General features: G+C 69.7%; 16 protein-coding genes and 3 pseudogenes. 13 read left to right on the forward strand and 6 right to left on the reverse strand.

All coding sequences use genetic code 11. The annotated features are described in order from the left end of the window. Positions 1 to 794: 794 nt before the first annotated feature. Positions 795 to 929, reverse strand: a pseudogene (locus ACE4Q9_RS34290) (transposase); the annotation flags it as partial. A 10-nt stretch (positions 930 to 939) separates the two neighbouring features. Next, positions 940 to 1281, reverse strand: coding sequence for a hypothetical protein (locus ACE4Q9_RS34295; RefSeq protein ID WP_397988567.1), 342 nt, complete (start codon positions 1279 to 1281; stop codon positions 940 to 942). Positions 1282 to 1826: 545 nt separating this feature from the next. Here ACE4Q9_RS34295 and ACE4Q9_RS34300 point away from each other — a divergent pair. Both ACE4Q9_RS34300 and ACE4Q9_RS34305 read left to right on the forward strand, forming a co-directional pair. Beyond that, on the forward strand, positions 1827 to 2204 hold the full coding sequence (locus tag ACE4Q9_RS34300) for a hypothetical protein (protein WP_397988568.1): 378 nt from the start codon (positions 1827 to 1829) through the stop codon (positions 2202 to 2204). Positions 2205 to 2727: 523 nt separating this feature from the next. Continuing rightward, positions 2728 to 2898: a DUF5670 family protein gene (locus tag ACE4Q9_RS34305; RefSeq protein ID WP_011113206.1), complete on the forward strand. Its 171-nt coding sequence runs from the start codon at positions 2728 to 2730 to the stop codon at positions 2896 to 2898. A gap of 104 nt (positions 2899 to 3002) precedes the next feature. On the opposite strand, the pseudogene ACE4Q9_RS34310 reads toward ACE4Q9_RS34305, so the two are convergent. Continuing rightward, a pseudogene (locus ACE4Q9_RS34310) lies at positions 3003 to 4645 on the reverse strand (IS1182 family transposase). Between the two features lie 503 nt (positions 4646 to 5148). On the opposite strand from ACE4Q9_RS34310, the gene ACE4Q9_RS34315 reads away from it, so the two are divergent. After that, positions 5149 to 5400 carry a hypothetical protein gene (locus ACE4Q9_RS34315; protein WP_397988570.1) on the forward strand — a complete coding sequence of 84 codons (252 nt, stop codon included), beginning with the start codon at positions 5149 to 5151 and terminating at the stop codon, positions 5398 to 5400. A gap of 335 nt (positions 5401 to 5735) precedes the next feature. Continuing rightward, positions 5736 to 5858, forward strand: a pseudogene (locus ACE4Q9_RS34320) (IS5/IS1182 family transposase); the annotation flags it as partial. Between the two features lie 335 nt (positions 5859 to 6193). Here the strand turns inward: ACE4Q9_RS34320 and ACE4Q9_RS34325 are convergent. Next, positions 6194 to 6709 carry a DUF4232 domain-containing protein gene (locus tag ACE4Q9_RS34325; RefSeq protein WP_397988572.1) on the reverse strand — a complete coding sequence of 172 codons (516 nt, stop codon included), beginning with the start codon at positions 6707 to 6709 and terminating at the stop codon, positions 6194 to 6196. 243 nt (positions 6710 to 6952) lie between these two features. Next, the gene (locus tag ACE4Q9_RS34330) at positions 6953 to 7681 is read right to left on the reverse strand and encodes a DUF4232 domain-containing protein (RefSeq protein WP_397988574.1); all 729 of its coding nucleotides are present in this window, start codon (positions 7679 to 7681) and stop codon (positions 6953 to 6955) included. 930 nt (positions 7682 to 8611) lie between these two features. On the opposite strand from ACE4Q9_RS34330, the gene ACE4Q9_RS34335 reads away from it, so the two are divergent. The 3 genes from ACE4Q9_RS34335 (at position 8612) to ACE4Q9_RS34345 (ending at position 10093) form a co-directional block, all read left to right on the forward strand. Continuing rightward, positions 8612 to 9319 (forward strand): DUF4232 domain-containing protein, encoded by a 708-nt coding sequence (locus tag ACE4Q9_RS34335; protein WP_397988576.1) that lies wholly within the window; start codon positions 8612 to 8614, stop codon positions 9317 to 9319. Positions 9320 to 9416: 97 nt separating this feature from the next. After that, positions 9417 to 9671 (forward strand): winged helix domain-containing protein, encoded by a 255-nt coding sequence (locus ACE4Q9_RS34340; RefSeq protein WP_397988578.1) that lies wholly within the window; start codon positions 9417 to 9419, stop codon positions 9669 to 9671. Beyond that, the gene (locus ACE4Q9_RS34345; protein WP_397988580.1) at positions 9668 to 10093 is read left to right on the forward strand and encodes a hypothetical protein; all 426 of its coding nucleotides are present in this window, start codon (positions 9668 to 9670) and stop codon (positions 10091 to 10093) included. The genes ACE4Q9_RS34340 and ACE4Q9_RS34345 overlap by 4 nt, the downstream gene beginning before the upstream one ends. On the opposite strand, the gene ACE4Q9_RS34350 is transcribed toward ACE4Q9_RS34345, so the two are convergent. Beyond that, positions 10065 to 11036 carry a LuxR C-terminal-related transcriptional regulator gene (locus ACE4Q9_RS34350; protein ID WP_397988582.1) on the reverse strand — a complete coding sequence of 324 codons (972 nt, stop codon included), beginning with the start codon at positions 11034 to 11036 and terminating at the stop codon, positions 10065 to 10067. The two genes, ACE4Q9_RS34345 and ACE4Q9_RS34350, sit on opposite strands and share 29 nt — an antisense overlap. Before the next feature lie 419 nt (positions 11037 to 11455). On the opposite strand from ACE4Q9_RS34350, the gene ACE4Q9_RS34355 reads away from it, so the two are divergent. From ACE4Q9_RS34355 to ACE4Q9_RS34380, 6 genes are all read left to right on the forward strand, one after another. Next, positions 11456 to 11626 (forward strand): hypothetical protein, encoded by a 171-nt coding sequence (locus ACE4Q9_RS34355; RefSeq protein WP_397988584.1) that lies wholly within the window; start codon positions 11456 to 11458, stop codon positions 11624 to 11626. A gap of 7 nt (positions 11627 to 11633) precedes the next feature. Next, a complete protein-coding gene (locus ACE4Q9_RS34360; RefSeq protein ID WP_397988586.1) occupies positions 11634 to 11942 on the forward strand; it encodes a hypothetical protein in 309 nt (102 codons plus the stop codon). Between the two features lie 458 nt (positions 11943 to 12400). Then, positions 12401 to 12652, forward strand: coding sequence for an MbtH family protein (locus tag ACE4Q9_RS34365; RefSeq protein WP_397988588.1), 252 nt, complete (start codon positions 12401 to 12403; stop codon positions 12650 to 12652). After that, positions 12652 to 14238: a condensation domain-containing protein gene (locus ACE4Q9_RS34370; RefSeq protein ID WP_397988590.1), complete on the forward strand. Its 1587-nt coding sequence runs from the start codon at positions 12652 to 12654 to the stop codon at positions 14236 to 14238. Before ACE4Q9_RS34365 ends, ACE4Q9_RS34370 begins: the two co-directional genes overlap by 1 nt. Continuing rightward, on the forward strand, positions 14174 to 15502 hold the full coding sequence (locus ACE4Q9_RS34375) for an MFS transporter (protein ID WP_397988592.1): 1329 nt from the start codon (positions 14174 to 14176) through the stop codon (positions 15500 to 15502). The genes ACE4Q9_RS34370 and ACE4Q9_RS34375 overlap by 65 nt, the downstream gene beginning before the upstream one ends. Positions 15503 to 15510: 8 nt before the next feature. Then, positions 15511 to 16554, forward strand: coding sequence for a TauD/TfdA family dioxygenase (locus ACE4Q9_RS34380; RefSeq protein ID WP_397988594.1), 1044 nt, complete (start codon positions 15511 to 15513; stop codon positions 16552 to 16554). The last annotated feature ends 2 nt before the right edge of the window (positions 16555 to 16556 follow it).

Raw genomic sequence — 16556 nt, forward strand, 5'->3', positions numbered from 1 at the left:
AGGACTGCCACGGCCGGCGTTTCCGACGGGCTCGACACCTCGACACCGTCGGCTGCATCGCCGGCACCTTCGCGCAGGCAACGTCGGAGGAATGGCAGGTCGAGACCCGTGGTGTGCGCGGCGGGAGAGGCCATGCGCCAACTCCGGCGCTTCGCTGGTTGCAGGACGAGGCTGCCGAAACCCGGTGGGCGTCTCGTCTGGACCCGAGGTGAGACACCCGAGTCGGCGCCCCGTGGCCAACTCGGACGGATGGTGGAGCCGGTAGAGGCCGAGCCGCTCGACGGCGTCGGTGGGAAGCGGCCCGTAGCCTTCGAACAGCGCTGAGGGGGATGCCCGGCCGGCCACAGCGATTCTCTCGGGAACAGCTGTCCCCACAGCTCTCCTGGCCGCGCGTCGATGTCCTGGCCCTGGCGAGTTGGGCTCTGACAGCGACGAATACAACGCTGTGGCAGCCGCCTGGTCCGCCGGCAACGTGAACTGAGGCATCCGGGCGTCAGGGCGGCAGCCCCAGAACCGGGCCGCCGCCCTGACGCCCACCGCTCTACTCACGGAGCCGACTGCCGCGGCGGGGGGATGCCCCTGTCTCCTTGGTCAAGGTCGAGGGTCAGGATCGCGGCATGACGAGGCAGCCTCGGGAGCGTCCGAGGCCAGGACTGTGAAGTCCCCCCTTTCGGGCCCGGCGGCGTGCCGGTGGGCGCGGACGATGGTGGAGTCGACCGAGACCAGCCAGCCGACATCTCCCCCTGCGTCCGCCTGCGCATGAGCGGCCTTGAGCATCCGCTCGAACGTGCCGTCTGCCGCCCAGCGGCGGAAGCGGGTGTGCAGCGTGGGCCCGTACGCTCGGGCACATCCCGCCAGGCCGTCCCGGTACGGAACTTCCCCCCGATCCCGTTGAGCACCCTCCGGTCGTCCAGTCTCCTCCGTCCCCGCAAGGACGCGTCACCCCGACGCGACGGCCCCGGTAGCCGGTGCGCTCGTCCAGGCGGCCTCCCGCACACCGGCGGCGATCAGCGCGCACGTGAACAGGATCGCGGACGCACTCCACTCCCAGGAGGCGAGCACGATCACCGGCACGACGAACACCGAGTGGACGGCGGAGACGGCAAACGCCGCCCGAGCCCAGCCTCCGCCAGTCGTCGGCCGACGTACGGTCACCCAGTGGCGCCACCACAGTCCGGCGGCCACCGCCGCAATGCCGGCCATCACGGCAGCGGCCAGCCGGGCCATATCGGCATCGGTCACGCTGTCGGGGTCCAGTGCGATCGAGCCGGTCGTGTGCACGCTCAGTGCGACCGCAGTCCATACAAGGGCCGCCGCACTCAGCAAGGAAGCCAGAGCCACTGTGCGCCGCGACCAACTCGTCTCAGAATGCATGAAGTTCGGTCTCATGCCTGATCCTAGCCAGCGCTCGTCCGTGCGTTCGGGGGCGCGGCAGTTTCCCCGCGGTCCGGAAGAGGACGTGGCGCAGGGCGACCGCCGGCAACGGGTTCATCCCGTTTCGGACCGGGAACGGCACCGCACCGCACGGCCGTCGCGTCGGCCTCACCCCGGCGGAGTTCCGGCCCCGGCGACCGGTCGCGGTGGGCAGCACCCTGACGATCGCCGCGGTCCGAGGGACCGGCCGCCGTCTGGCGTGAACCACCGGGCACCGGCCGGAACTCAGCCGAGCGCCGCGGCGCCGTGGCCGCCGCTCCCAGCAGCCCACGAGCCGCCCGACCGAACAGAAGTTCCCCGGCCACCGAATTCGCCCTCCACGGCGAAGCCGCCGCTGTAACGTCTGCCGCGGGCCTTCGCGAGGAGGGTCGCAAGGAGGTAGGGGGAGGACCGTGTCAGACATCTCCAGACGCACCGTCCTGGGCGCCACCGGCGCAGTCGCCGCGTCGGCACTTCTCACGGCGCCCGGCACGGCGCAGGCCGCCGAGACCGCGGGCGGCAAGGTCACGGACACACCGCACGACACCTCGAAGGAGACCGTGACAACCATGGCCGGTGGCAGTCAGACCCTCAAGTACGTGGCGTACATCTCCAGTCCCGACATGGAGGTGCTGAACGACGCGACGTTCGGCGTCGATGCCGACCCCGCCGACATGTGGGCGTATCTCGACGACGCCACGGCGCGGCTGAAGGACAGACATCCCTCCTATTCCTTCACCCCTCGTCTCGTCCGGTACGACGAGGTCACGACCGAGATAGCGCACCCCTGACACGTACCGCGCCGACCCGGCCGGTGCGCGACCGCGCGCGGGGCATGACACCTCCCTCGCGGCCGGCGCCGTGGTCGGCTTCCTTCCCACCGGTCGACGCACGGGCCGACCGGTGCCGGAAACGGGCGCAGGGAGGCAGAGTTGCCCCTCGAACGAGCCTGGCGCCCAGCGAGCCGGCGATGGTCCTGGCCGGCAACCCCGTCGCCCATCAATCATGTATCCGCGAGAAGTTCGGTCCCCAAGCCGCCGGCCCCGCCACGGCCATGCCCACCCGGCGCTCCTCATGACGCAGGGCCGTCTTCACCTGTTGCTGGCCACCGGTGTGCGGCCGATGCAGCACGGCTGGTGGGGGAGTGAGGCGACCGGGCCGGCCGAATCCCGGCGCTGGACCGGCGGGTACGGCGGGGTAGAGGGCCTGGTGTGCGAGCCTGCGCATATGCCCTGGACCGCGCGGAAATAACTCCCGCTTTGCGGGCTTGTCGGCCTCAGGTAAGGGCATTCGGTGGCCAGGAGGTTGATAACGATGGTTCCCCTGCTTCTGGTTCTTCTTCTGGCCCTGATTCTCTTCGGTGCGGGTTTCGCTCTGAAGGCGCTGTGGTGGATCGCGGTGATCGTGCTCGTCGTGTGGCTGCTGGGCTTCGTCGTCCGCACGGCGGACAGCGGCGGCCGCAAGGGTCGCTGGTACCGCTGGTAGCCGATGGACGCCAGGTGCGTTGAGCGCGCCAGGCGAGAGCGAGTGGGGCCCGGCCCACCGCGGACACCGTTGGTAAATGAGACTCCCACTGCGTCCCGCTGCCATCAGGCAGCGGGACGCAATCGTTCGAAGCGGGAGATACGGGTCCCGGCTCGGGGTGTTCCGGTGATCCAGGCATCGAGCCGGGCGAGGTTCATCGCAGTGGCGGTGAAGAGGTGCTGCAGTCGGGTTCTGGGGTAACCCGCGGTAGCGGGACCGCCGAAGGCCGAAGGCTCGGACGCCTTGGGAGACGGTGGCCTCGATGCCCTGTCGGTGCTGGTAGACGCTCCGCCACTCCGGGCTCCGCTGGGCAGCACGGTTCTTCCTCGTGACCTCGTGTACGGCCTTCTCCCGCAGCATGATCTCCCGGCCCCTGCCGCCCTTGGAGGGCGCGCAGTCGTTCACGTCCGGGCAGGACCGGCAGTCAGCTGCGGGAAACCGGACCCGGATCACCGGAATTCCATGCGAGGAGACACGCGGATACCAGTGGTCGGCGACCTTTCCGTTGGGGCAGGTGACTCGTTTGTTCTCCCAGTCCACGGTGAAGGCGTCGGTGGCGAAGGGACCGAATGACTGGGCGGTGGTGTTGCGCTGGATCGGTCCCACCAGCTCGATGCCCGCTTCTCCGGCGTCAGCCAGGCCCTGGCCATCGACATAGTTCGCGTCCACCAGATGCACGGCGGGGACCCTGCCGTGAGCACGCAGGTCAGCGTGGATGGCACTGATCATCTTCACGTCGCTCACGGACGCGTCAGTGGTGGCGACATGAGTGATCAAGTTGGGCGCGTCCGGCTCGCACGTCTCGGTCAGCTGCACCAGGTAGCCGGTCCACCCGGTGCCTCGCTTGGCGCCGGCGCGAGCGTCGGCGTCATACGGCGAGAAGGGCCGTAACCGGCCCGGAGGTACGTTGTTGGCATCCCGTCGGCAGACGGCCCCGTCGACGATCTGGAAGTTCTGCACCCAGATCTGCCGCGGCAGCTTGACCGCCTCCAGCGACCGCGCCCGGCGAGGAGTCTGTGGGGAGAAGACCGCTTCCAACAGGAGTATCCCGTCCACCCCGGCCTGCTCGATCCACGCCTGGCGCTTCTCCTTGCCGCGGGGCAGCCTCGCTTCCTCCACCCGGTGCCCATAGCGGTCGAACCAGTCGGCATCCACCTGCGAGGCCAGCCACTGCGGGCACGCTGCGGCGAGCGCGTTCAGGGCTGCCCGTAGTGTCTCTCCGACATCTCTGCATGGTTGACCGCCCGAATCGCCGCCAGGACCCGGGCAGAATCGGTCCGGGCCCGGCCCGATGTCTTCAGCAGCCCTCGTTCCTTGGCCGCTCGAAGCACCTGCTCGAAGAGTTCATCGGCCATCTGACCCTTCACCAGGCGGGCTCGGAACTCGCTGAGCACCGAGTAGTCGAAGCCGGTATCGGTCAGCTCCAGCCCGAGGGCGTACTTCCAGTCGATCCTCACCCGCACTGCGGTAGCGGCCTGCCGATCGGACAGTCCTTCAGCGAACTGCAACACCGTGACCAGCGCCAATGCCCCGGCGGGACTGCTGGACGACCGCGGCGCGGGAACAGGGAGGCGAACGCCTCACCGGTGAAAACGTCCCCGAACTCATCACGCAGCCGCATCGCCGGCGTTCCGTCCGGACACACCGCCCGAGCCACCCGCTCTGTCTCCGGCGGAATCTCACCCAGACCCGGTTCCCTCAGCGACACCGACACCCTCCCCATAACGCATCGTCGGCCTTCACCACCCACAACCAGGCGATGAAGGCCGACGTCACGCACAGGGGCCGAACCATTTACCAACAGTGTCCGGATACGGCCGGGCCCCGCTCGCGTAAAAAGCGTCACGGTACGAGAGGTTGGGAGGGATCGGGCGTATCGGACGCACCGCAGGGTAGGTGAGTGATGCACCGGCCCCGCGGACCCAGCAGTGGAACCCTGCTCCTCCTGTCCGCGGGGTCGCTGCTGATTCCACGGTCTCCGGTCCCTGGATACCTTTTGACGCGGGCGAGTTCGGCCGCCTTGTTGAAGTGCACGGCGTGCCTGAGGCGCGATGTCAGAGACGTGTAACAAGTTCACGTGGCGCTTGGGGGGCGCTCCGCCCGTGCGATCGACTGAGGCATGTCCGAGTGAGCCTCGGGCAGTTGATTCACATGGTCGAAGATCACCGGCTGTCCCGCATGGCAGTCGGCTACGAGCGAGGGAGACTGAGTATGCGCAAGTTCAAGAGGGCAGCAGTGCTCGGCGCCACCGTCCTGGCCTTCTCGGGGGCCGCCGCCGGTGTTTCCCAGGCGGCGACGGAGTACAACACGGAGACTCCGGGCAAGATCGCGAACGATTGCTACAGCGACCAGACCAAGCGCGAGATCGGGCAGGGCCGCGCGATCGTCGTTGACTACTGCGAGCAGGAGGACGTGCCCGCCGGTGCCACCCCCACCATGATGGTCTACTGGCACTACGCCTGACAGCTGCGGCCTGCGGCGTCCAGTGCTGAGGCGGCAGCCTCCACCAAGCGCTCGCGGGCCAGGTCGTCGGGCGCGTACCCGACGCCCGCCACCGTTCGTGCGGTGGGGAGTCAATCGGCTTGCAGGATTGATGCATGTGAGCGCTGGCCCCCACAACGGCTGGACGTTCGTCGTCAGCCACGTGTGAGGGCGGCGATCGCCGACGACCCGAACGTGCGCATCCGCGACATCGCGGCGCACTGTCGGCTCACGGAGCGGGCCGTCCAGCGGATCACCGGCGACCTGGAACAGGAGGGCTACCTGTCGCACAGGCGCGAAGGGTGCACTGAGCACACGGCATATCGCCCCGCACAGGCCGCCGGGGAGAGTCCTCGCAGCGACTTGGCCGACCCCGCTGGGTCGTCGAACGCACCATCTCCCGGCTCTCAGGCTGCCGCCGACTGCACCGGCGCTACGACTCCTCGGCACCCGCCGATCACCGCGTCCCCGAGGGCGAGACGGCGTCCGCTCCTCACGCCGTGGACCACGACGGGCGGCGAAGTCACCGCGCCAGGTGCTGGGAGGCGACCGGCCGCCTACGCCCGAAGTCACCCTGGGAGCGGGGAGGGCGCCGGGGATCGCCCGCTTCCTTGATGCGGGTGCGCTGCCCTTTCCCGTCGGGATGTGCTCCCGGCAGCCGCCGTACGGGCGTTCTCCGAGGCGCCAACCGGCGTCGGCGTATGCCCCCGCACCGTCGGGTGCGGCCCGCCACCGTGGGGTGGCGGGCCGCACGCGATAGGTCCTTTGGTGTGGGTCAGGCGCCGGGCTTCACGGGGCCGATCTGGGTGCCGAAGTCGACGGAGAGCTTGCCGTCGGCTTCCTGGTTGCCGGGGATGACTCCGCCGCCGGGGGTGCGGAGGGTGAAGACGGTCCGGTTGGCGGGCGCGCCCTTGGCGGTGTTGGAGACCTGGATGTCGAAGTGGACGGGGTGGCCGGGGCCGAAGGTCACCTTGGTGTTCTGCGAGCCGTAGGGCTTGGTGGTGATGCCCTTGAGGGAGCCGTTGTCGTAGAACTTCACGTTGCGGGGGGAGCCGGCGAGCTGGCAGGCGCTGGTCTTGGGAGCGGCGGTCAGCGTGACGCGGTAGTGGCGGTGCCCGGAGCTGGCGGTGTCCGGCGTGATCTTCGTCTTGAGGTTGGCGGGGCGGCACGAGGACGGCGCGCCGGAGCCGGCCGGGTGCGCGGTGGTGGATGCCTGCGCGACACCCGTGCCGGCGATCCCCGCCAGTGCGACGCCGGCAACTGCCATCACGAACTTGGTGGACTTGGTCATGGTCGACTCTCCGTGTCTAGCGGTCGTACGTGGGGCCCCCGCCCCGAACTCCTGACACCACGAAGCCTGTCGATCTTCTTCGTTGTGGGCGTCACGGCGATGTAACGCCTTCGCCACAGGGGCCGGAGTGGCGCTCTCCTCGGTCCGTCGCCGCCGGTGCCGGTCGGGGACGGCGTCGGTGGGGGTGGTGGAGCGCTACGGGCGGGCGAGGATGGCTGGTGTGGGGCGGGGCTGTTGGTGTGGTCACTTGCCGGTGCCGGTGTGGTAGCCGACGGGGTCGACGTAGACGTCGGGGGCGTTGCCGGTGGTGGCGGGGACGGTGATCTTCAGGCCGTTGAGGCTCATGACGTCGAGGACGGTTTCGTTGGGCGGGGTGACGGCGAGCTTGGTGTAGGTCTTGCCGGAGCCGCTGGTGTCGGGGATGTAGTGGAGGAGGAAGCGGGTCTCCTCGCCGGGGGCGATGGTGACGGTGGGCGCGGTGGTGTCGGTGCGGGCGGCGTCGGGGCCTTTGTCGCCCAGGCCGTCGGCGCCGAGGAGTTGGACGCCGGGGAAGCCGTGCATGGTGCAGGTGGCGGAGCCGGTGTTCTTCAGGTTGACGACGATCTCGTTCGCGACTCCGGCGGAGGCGGCGCTGAAGCCGAGGTGCGCGGTCTTGCACGGGGCGCCCGACGCGGTGGTCCCGGTCCGGGCGGTGGCCTTCTTCCCTGTGCCGCCGCTGGTGCCGGATCCGGTGCCGGCGTTGTTCCCGCCACTGGTGCTGCCGCGGGTGGTGGTCCCCGTGCCGCCGTTGGTGTCGCTGGAGGCGGTGGAGGAGGCACCGGTGGTGTCCTGGCCGCTCGTGGAGCTGCTCGCGGAAGTCTGCGCGCTGTGCTGCGCGGCCGTGCTCGAACCGTCACTGCCGCCGCACGCGGTCAGCGAGAGGCCGGCCGCGGCGACGATCACGGTGAGGGCGGAGATCTTGTTGACGCGCATGTGCACTCCTGCGAGGTGGTCTGGTCCGGCCCGCTCGAACTGGCGAGCCGCTGTCGTTCGTCTTTGGGGATGTCCGCTGCCGGGCGGCCCGTTGCGATGCAGGTCTCATCAAGATGCCGCTGTGACAGGCGAGTTGATGAGCCGTGACAATTCCTTGTTCGAAGTGGGGCGAATCCGGTGAACCGGCATGGCATGGCTGCCGGAACTCGCCTGGACCGGTCGTGTTCAGCACAGAGCGACCGTCTCGGCGGCCTCATCGCATACGGCAAGTCAGCCAAGGCCGCGAACACGCGGACGCCTGGCCGGCCTTGGACCTGATGTCCCCGGCACCGCCGATGGTGTGCATCACGGGGCGCCTCACGCGTGACGATCACCACGCGGTGCTGGAGCTGCCCAACAGGCCGGCGACGCTGGCGAATGCGGTGGCGCGGATTCGCAGGCCCCTGTAAAGCGATGGGGGCCTGCGCATCAGGTGGAACGAGAGCAGTCGACGCGCCGGACCCAGGCCGTGCGCGGTCCGCCCCTTTGCAGAGCATCGGGTAGCGCGGACAGGAGCGTCGGAGACTCACTGAGATCAGCGCGGAGCAGGTCCGGCTGGTCTCATTGGACACAGTGATCGGGACCGGGCGGCTGCTGGGTGCGGCTGCCGTGCCCGATGCACTGGTCAAGTGCCACCCGGTCACGGGTCTGTCCCGCCTGGCGCTGGCTTTTGGCGGGCGGCAAGGGGCGGCGTGGCCAGTGGTGGCATGTGTTGTGCCACTGCCTCTGTAACAGGCCTGTCTTCGACGGGTGTTCAGGGGAACGGCTCGCGGTGACCGAGCAGTCCTATTGATCAGAAACGTTCGCCGATACCGATTCCCGCCATCGCACGCGGAGGCATGCAGGACGGTACCGAGCGGCTGATGCCAGCAACCGATCCGAGGAAAAACGATGCGCGTTCACAAGCTCACCTTCGCCGCTCTGGCCGTCGCTGCGAGTCTCTCGCTCACCGCCTGTCAGAACGACGACGGCGGTACGGCGGGGCAGAGCGACTCGTCGGCCGCAGCCACCGCTTCCGCGCAAAACGGCGGTACGGGAGCGGCCGACGGCTCCGGTCAGGGCGGCGGCACGCACGAGTCCGAAGGCGCCGGCTCGGCCGGGAACGGCTCGGCGGGCAAGGGTTCCTCCGCGCAGGGCACGGCCGCTGGCAGCTCATCCGGCGCGGCAGGCACCGGCAAAGCCGCCTGGTGCCGTACCGACGACTTGGAGATCACGGCGGCGGACAACACCATCGACGGAGACCCCACCCGCACCGTCACGGTGACGATGAAGAACGACGGTGGCCGGGACTGCACGATCTCGGGCTACGCCGGCGTCGACCTGCAACTCAGGGAAGGCAGGCTGTCCGCGAAGCGCACGGGGGAGAAGGCCACCTCGTCCGTCCTGAAGAACGGACAGTCGATCGCCTTCGGCATCCACTACCCGTCCAACGACACGGGTGGCTCCGGCGTCCGCATCACCGGGCTGCTGGTGACGCCGCCGAACGAGACCCGGACGGTCACCCTCAAGTGGCCCGGCGCCGCCACGCTGCCCGTCACGGACGAAACCACCTCCCAGGTGACGGTCGGACCAGTGGGCAGCGCCGGCCAGGGCGGCTGACCGTACATCCGGCCGACGCCCCAGCGGTGGACGAAGGGCGCGCAGCGGCGGCGAACGCGGACGACAGCTCGGTCGAGTCGAGCCCACGCACACACGCGTGCGCCAGGTGCGTGGGCTCGTCCACGTATGCCGGCGCATCGAGGCCGTACTGCACACTCTGACGCTGTCCGCCGCCAGGAGCACGTTCGAGTTCGCGCCTGAGGCGGAGGCGGTGCTGCGCCCGCTGATCGACGGGCGGACCGTGGACCTGGCCGCGCTCGCCGACACGGCCGGCCTCGCCCTGGAGGACGTCGTCGGGCTGGTCCAGGAGCTCGTTGCCGGGCAGGCCGCGACGGTGGGGAGCCTTCTGTGACAGCGAAGCTCGCTCTGGGCACCTACCGGTGCCGGGCGATCCCGGAGGCGGCTGCCCGTGCGGCCGCCTCCGGCGCGTGGATTGACGCCGCACCCAACTACGCCACCGATCAGGCACAGAACCTCCTGGCCCCGGTCCTGGCCACCCGTCCGCACGTGCGCATCGCCACGAAGACCGGGTTCTTCACGGCGGCGACCGGCGCCGACGCCGTGACCCTTGGTGGTGTTGATACCGGTCTTGCCGCCGACGGCCACGTCCACCAACGCGAGGACGGTGGTCGGGCCATCCCAGTGGCGGAAGTCGACGCGGAGCAAGACTGTGGGGCTCGCCCCGCGGCTCGACGCTGTTTTGTTCGGTTTGGGTGTCATCGGCCGGTGGCGGCCGTCGGGTTCGTCAGAGCCAGCCGCGTTGTGCGGCCTTGATGCCCGCTTCGAAGCGGCTGGAGGCGCTGAGGCGTTCCATGATCGAGGCGACCTGCCGCCGGATGGTGCGATCGGTGAGGCCGAGGCGCTGTCCGGCGGCTTCGTCGGTGAGGCCGGTGCCGAGCAGGCGCAGGAGTTCGCGCTCGTGGTCGGTGAGGCCGGCCCGCGGGTCGTCGGGGCGGGTGGTTCCGAGGGGTACGGCTGTGCTCCAGGCCTGCTCGAAGAGTTCGAGCAGGGCGGTGACGATGCCGGGTTCGGTGACGTGCAGTGCGCCCTTGCGGTTGTCGGCGGGGTCGGTCGGCACCAAGGCGTGGGTGCGGTCGACGATCACCATGCGTTGGGGGACGGTGGGGGCGGTGCGGACCTCTCCGCCGTGGCTGAGCAGCGTGTTGGCGTAGGCGGCGATGTGGGTGTGGCGGCGGGCGTGTTCCTGGTAGAGGGCGCGCAAGGCGACACCACGGCCGAGGGCGGCGAGGTCGTGGTCGCGGCCGGCGTTCAGGTCGTCGGGGCGCTGGATGCCGGGCTGGACGCCGATGATCTCGGTGTGGGCGGCGCGGCACAGGCGCTCGAGCCGGCTGTGGATGGCGTCCATGCCGAGCAGGCGCTCGCCGTGGGCCGAACGGTGTTGGGCGCGATCGGCGACCATGCGGGTGACGGCTGCGCGGGATGCGGCCAGCTGGGCTTGCCGGGCGGCGAGTTCGGCCTCCTGGCGGGCGACGATGTCGGCCAGGCCGATGTCGGGGTCGACGGCCCGCATCTGTCCGGGGTGCTCGCTGGACGCGCGGACCAGCATCAGCCGGCCGAGTTCGTCGAGGCAGTCGTGCACCTGTGTGGGAGTCAGGCCGCACACGGCAGCGATTTGATCCACGCCGTAGTCCGGGTGGACGAGCATCGCCTGGTAGACCTCTGCGGCGGCGTCGCTCACTCCGAGTGCTTGCAGCATGCCCCCGTAACTCCTTCCTGACGCCGTCCCCCGGCGCACGTCGAGTCTCATGATCCCAATACCCGGTGTCCGCATTCAAGATTTTTTGAGCCACACATGTCGACTTCTGGCGCACGGACATCCCGCTGGTGGCCCACGGCGTGTGGCCCCGGGCGCGACGGCGGACGAAACCGGAATGTCCGCATCCGTTCAGGGCTCGCAGGGCCTGCGGCGGCTGCAGACGAGCGCGGCCGCATGTCCTGATCCGGATAGGCCCTGTTCAGGACTCCCGGAAAACCTTCCACCGGTTCTGGTCTGCGGTGAAGCTATTCATCGCCGGCACGCAACAGCCCGAACGGCAGCCGGTCGAAGCGTCAACCGCGGGACGCGAGACCGGACCAGGGCACCTCGCCATCTGATTCGGAAGGAACGCTCGCACCATGCTCCGCACCTGTATCGCCAAGGCCGCCGCGGTCGTCGCCCTCGTACTCGGCGTCACCGTGCTCGTCACCCCCGCCGCGGTCGCGGCCATACCCTCCACCACGGCGGGAGCCGCCCCGGCCGCTGCCACCCAGGTACCGTCCCCGAGCACAGGTACCTGGGGCGGCTGACCGCCGTATGGAGATCGTCTACACGAGCCTGAAGCGTCGTGGCAGAGGTCTTACCGACCCGATCAGCGAGGTGTCCGAGGTGGCCGAGGTGCTGGGCACCCTGTGGGCCCACACCACATCGGAGGACGGTTTGGAGCACGCTTCCGGCCGTGCCCAGAGAGACCGTGTCGACCTGCTGATGTACCTGCTCACTCTCGATCCCACCGCGCCCGGTTTCCGCAGTGCGACCTGCCGCATCAACGACCTGTTGCACCGCTGCCATGCGGCTTCACCGCTGATGCAGCACCGCTACCTGCCGCCCGACATGCCGGTGTAGCCGCGTCATCGATCGCCTTCCGACACGCCGCCGAGGCCGGCCCCCGCCCTTTCGACCGCTGTTCCTGCAGGACAGCAGTCCGCACCAGGCCGGCAGAGCGCGTCGTGCGCGAAGCCGTCCCCCGTCGCCACGTCCTCGCGACGGCTGTTCCCGCAGCACAGCCGCGATGACGTGAGCTCCGTGCCGTCCCCTATGCCTGCCCTTGGAAAGAGGCGATCAGTCATGCCTGCCATCCGCCGCCGCACCCCTGCGGTCGCCGCTGTCTCCGTCGGAGGAGCGGTTGCCCGGTGCGTCGGCGACCGACCACGCCGGCACGGGGACGGTGCCGACAGACACGGACAACCGGGACCTGGGGTCGCGTCGCGCGTCTCGTCGCACCGGGGCCGATGCGCAGCACGGCGTGCGGACGGCCTCACCACGACCGACCCGGCCGCCGGCGCAATCCCATGGAACATCAGGTGAAGCGAGGTGTGATGTCGAACCAGCTCGACAACCCCCAGGACAGTTTCCACGTCGTAGTGAACGGTGAGGGCCAGTACTCGATCTGGCCCGCCTTCGCGGACGTCCCGGCCGGATGGACCGTGTGCCACGGCGCTGCCGACCGGTCCTCCTGCCTCGAATACATCAACACGCACTGGACCGACATGCGTCCGCTGAGTCTGGTCGCCCACATGGCGCAGGCCTCCGCCGACGGCCGGGGGGAGCGGTGATGACCCCCGGCGGCTCCGATGCCACTCCCGAGGCACTGATCTCCGTACCGCAGCGAGCCGATGCGCCGGGTGAGGGAAGAACACCGCGGTCACGCCTGGACGCGATATCGCCGGCGAAGCGCGCACTCCTGGCGAAGCGCCTGGCCGGTGGCAGGCGGCCCGGTGCTGCCTCCCCGCCCGCGGCCGGGGCGGAATCCCCCGCGCTCTCCGCCGATCAGCGGCGCGGACCGCTGAGCTTTCCCGAAGAGCGTTTCTGGATCGCGTACACCTTCGAGGACCAGTCGTCCGCCTATCACGTGCCGGTCACCCTCCACCTCAGAGGGGCCCTGTCCGTGCCCGCCCTCACGGAGGCGCTGCGGACGCTGACCGCCCGGCACAGCATTCTGCGCACGCGCTATCCGATCGGGCCCGAAGGCGAACCGATCGCGGTCGTCCACGATCCCGAGCCTGTGGACCTGCCGTGCCGGCACGTGGAGGGGAACGTGGGCGAGCTGCTCGACCGTGCCGCCGCCGCGCCGTTCGACCTGGAGGCGGACGCGCCGATCCGCTCCGTGCTGCTGAAGGTCTCCGACGACGAGCACTATCTGCACGTCACGCTGCACCACATCGTCACGGACGCCTGGTCGACCAACATCCTGCTCCAGGAGCTGACGACCGCGTACACCAAGCACATCCGCGGCGAGCGGCCCGGACTTCCCGAGCTCACCGTCCAGTACCGCGACCACGCTCGCTGGCAACGCGCCCAGGCCGAGCCCTTCGCCAGGCAGCTGGCCTACTGGCAGAAGACGCTCGACGGCGCTCCGCGTGATCTGGGGCTGCCCACCGACCGGCCCAGGCCGGCGGAGCACCGGCCGCTGGTACCGGGGCGCTGTCTCACCACCGCGATCCCGGCGGATCCGGCCCTCCGACTGAGCCAGCGCACCGGGGCGACCCTGTTCATGGTGCTGCTCGCGGCCTACTCGGCGGTCCTCGGCCGCCGCGCGGGGCGCCAGGACGTGGTGGTCGGAACGCCGGTGGCCGGCCGGCCCGACCCCGAGGTCGATCCGTTGATCGGCTGCTTCATCAACACGCTCGCGATGCGGACGGACCTGTCCGGCGACCCCACCGCCGCCGAGTTGCTCTCCCGGGTACGAGAGCGCACGCTCCACGCCTACGAGAACCAGGACGTGCCGTTCCAGCAGGTCATCGAACGCGTGGGTGAGCGGACCGACGGTCGCAAGGCGTTGTTCCAGGCCTGGCTGGCCCTGCAGAACGTTCCCGACGCACCCCTGGAGATGGCCGGCCTCGAGGTCGAGGAAGCGGCCGACACCATCGAGGCGACGAAGTTCGACCTCACCTTCCATGTCCTCCCGACGCGGGACCGGCTGGAACTTCGTGTCGAGTACGACACCTCGCTGTTCGACGAGGAGAGCGTGCGCGGCCTGATCGAGGAGTTCAGCGCCTTCCTCTCGGCCGCCGCGGCCGCCCCGGACCGACGGCTTTCCGAGATCGCAACCCATACGACCGAACTGGAGGTCTCCAGTGGCGGTAACCGCCAAGCCGGACTCCCTCTTCCGGCACCGCAGTTTCTTCCTGCTGTGGTCTAGTCAGTCCATCTCGTTCCTCGGAACGCAAGTCACCTATGTCGCGCTGCCCCTCACCGCGGTGCTGGTCCTGGACGCGACGGCCATGGAGTCCGGGCTGGTGGGGGCGCTCGAGAAGCTGCCGTTCCTGTTGTTCGGACTCTTCGTCGGCGTGTTCGTGGACCGCCGGGCCCGACGGCCGATCCTCATCTGGACCAACGCCGTCCGGTTCGCCGCGCTGGCCTGGATCCCCTTCGCCTACGCGCTGGACATGCTGACCATGGCACAGCTGTTCCTGGTCGTCTTTGTCGTCGGCACGATGACCGTCTTCTTCGAAATCGCCTATCCGTCCTACGTCCCCGGCCTGGTCGGCCGCGAACGGCTGATGGAGGCCAACGGGAAGCTCCAGGTGTCGGAGTCCGTGGCCGAGGTCGTCGGCCCCGGCGCCGCGGGCGTGCTGATCAGCGCCCTGAGCGCGCCCGTGGTGATCCTGCTGGACGCCGTGAGCTACGCCGTTTCCTCCCTGGCGCTGCTGAAGCTGCCGGCGGACGCGGCTCCGCACGCCCCGAAGGCCGACGGGAAAGCGCCCTCGGTCTGGGCGTCGGTACGCGAGGGCTTCAGCGTCATCAAGCAGCACGCCCTGCTGTGCTGGTGCACGGTGGCCGCGGTCTTCACCAGCCTCTTCTTCAGCGCCGTGATGGCCGTGTACTTCCTCTTCCTGATCAGGGAAGCCAAGGTCGGAGCAGCCGAGATCGGCGTGATCACGGCAATCGGCAGCGCCGGTGCCCTGTGCGGTGCGCTGGCCGCCGACCGGTTGACCCTCCGGCTGGGCGTCGGACCCACGCTGGTCCTTTCCCTGACTTTCCCGGCACTGGGCTACCTCGTCCTCGCGAGCGTGCACGGGAACTCCTTCGGGGCGGTCGCGACCGCGGCGGTCGCCAGCTTCGTCGCCCTCTTCGGCATCCCCGTCTTCGACGTGACCGTCATCAGCTTCCGGCAGGCGGTGACTCCGGACCACCTGCTCGGGCGGGTGAACGCCACGGTGCGCACCTTCGCCTGGGGCGCCCTCTCGGTGGGCTCGCTGCTCGGTGGCGCGCTCGGCACCGCCCTGGGCCTCAGGCAGGCCGTCCTGGTCTCGGCGATCGGCCTGTTCGTGCCGTCCGTGATCCTGCTCCTCTCCCCGGCTCGCGGTGTGCGCCGGCTGGACGAGGCGGCACAGGCGGCGCAGGCGGCACAGGCCGCGGACGAGCCGCAGTCCCCCCAGCCGTCTCTCCAACTCGACCACTGAGGACCATCATGACCACAACGTCTCCCACGAGCGTCCGGGGCATCCGTCGCCGAGTCGCCGTGTCCGGCACGCAGGAACTGGTGTCCGTCAGCCACAGCCGGCATTCCGTCATCTCCGTGGTCGAGCCCACGGCGCCCTCGGTGGACCTCCCCCACTGGGTGCGCACGAACCGCTCCCGCGTGGAGACTCTGCTGGGCGAACGCGGCGCGGTGCTGTTCCGGGGTTTCCCCATATCCGACGCCGAGGACTTCCACGCCGTCGTCAAGTCGTGGTGCCCGGAGCTGCTCAACTACACCTACGGATCGACGCCGCGCAGCCGCGCGGACGTGGCCGGGGTGTACACGTCGACCGAGTACCCCGCCGACCAGACCATCCCGCAGCACAACGAGATGGCCTATGCGCGGATCTGGCCGACCTACCTGTGGTTCTACTGCCACCAGGCGGCCGTCGCGGGCGGCGCGACACCGCTCGCGGACAGCCGCCGGGTCGCGGCACGCCTGGACCGCTCGCTGCTGGACGAGTTCGCGCGGCGCGGAGTGCGGTACGTGCGCAACTACGGGACCGGGTTCGACCTGAGCTGGCAGCAGGCGTTCGAGACCGAGGACCGCACCGAGGTCGAGGCGCTCTGCCGGGCCCAGGGCATCGAGTTCACCTGGTACGGGGATGACCAGCTGCGCACCTCGCAGATCTGCCAGGCCGTGATCGAGCACCCGGTGACCGGGGCGGAACTCTGGTTCAACCAGGCCCACCTCTTCCACACCTCCGCGCTGCCCGCCGAGGTGAGCGCCGAACTGCTGGACGGCGACCCTGCGGACATCCCGCGGCAGGTCTATTTCGGGGACGGCGAGTCCATCGAGGACGCCGTGCTCGACGAGGTGCGCGCGGCCTTCGACGCCGAGACGGTGCGCGAGCCCTGGCAGGAGGGCGATGTCCTGCTGATCGACAACATGCTCGTCTCGCACGGGCGGGACCCGTACGAGGGCCCGCGCCGGGTCCTGGTGGCGATGACCGACGAGCACGACGGATCTCAGAACGAATGTACGGGGGAATGACG

Origin of the sequence: Streptomyces sp. AM6-12, assembly GCF_044327085.1 — a bacterium.
Classification (GTDB): Bacteria; Actinomycetota; Actinomycetes; order Streptomycetales; family Streptomycetaceae; genus Streptomyces.

Excerpts from the sequence above, each read along its gene's own strand:
- ACE4Q9_RS34305 (WP_011113206.1), top strand. The coding sequence starts at position 2,728 with ATGGTTCCCCTGCTTCTGGTTCTTCTTCTGGCCCTGATTCTCTTCGGT.
- ACE4Q9_RS34315 (WP_397988570.1), top strand. The coding sequence starts at position 5,149 with ATGCGCAAGTTCAAGAGGGCAGCAGTGCTCGGCGCCACCGTCCTGGCC.
- ACE4Q9_RS34325 (WP_397988572.1), bottom strand. The coding sequence starts at position 6,709 with ATGACCAAGTCCACCAAGTTCGTGATGGCAGTTGCCGGCGTCGCACTG.
- ACE4Q9_RS34330 (WP_397988574.1), bottom strand. The coding sequence starts at position 7,681 with ATGCGCGTCAACAAGATCTCCGCCCTCACCGTGATCGTCGCCGCGGCC.
- ACE4Q9_RS34335 (WP_397988576.1), top strand. The coding sequence starts at position 8,612 with ATGCGCGTTCACAAGCTCACCTTCGCCGCTCTGGCCGTCGCTGCGAGT.
- ACE4Q9_RS34350 (WP_397988582.1), bottom strand. The coding sequence starts at position 11,036 with ATGCTGCAAGCACTCGGAGTGAGCGACGCCGCCGCAGAGGTCTACCAG.
- ACE4Q9_RS34355 (WP_397988584.1), top strand. The coding sequence starts at position 11,456 with ATGCTCCGCACCTGTATCGCCAAGGCCGCCGCGGTCGTCGCCCTCGTA.
- ACE4Q9_RS34360 (WP_397988586.1), top strand. The coding sequence starts at position 11,634 with ATGGAGATCGTCTACACGAGCCTGAAGCGTCGTGGCAGAGGTCTTACC.
- ACE4Q9_RS34370 (WP_397988590.1), top strand. The coding sequence starts at position 12,652 with ATGACCCCCGGCGGCTCCGATGCCACTCCCGAGGCACTGATCTCCGTA.
- ACE4Q9_RS34380 (WP_397988594.1), top strand. The coding sequence starts at position 15,511 with ATGACCACAACGTCTCCCACGAGCGTCCGGGGCATCCGTCGCCGAGTC.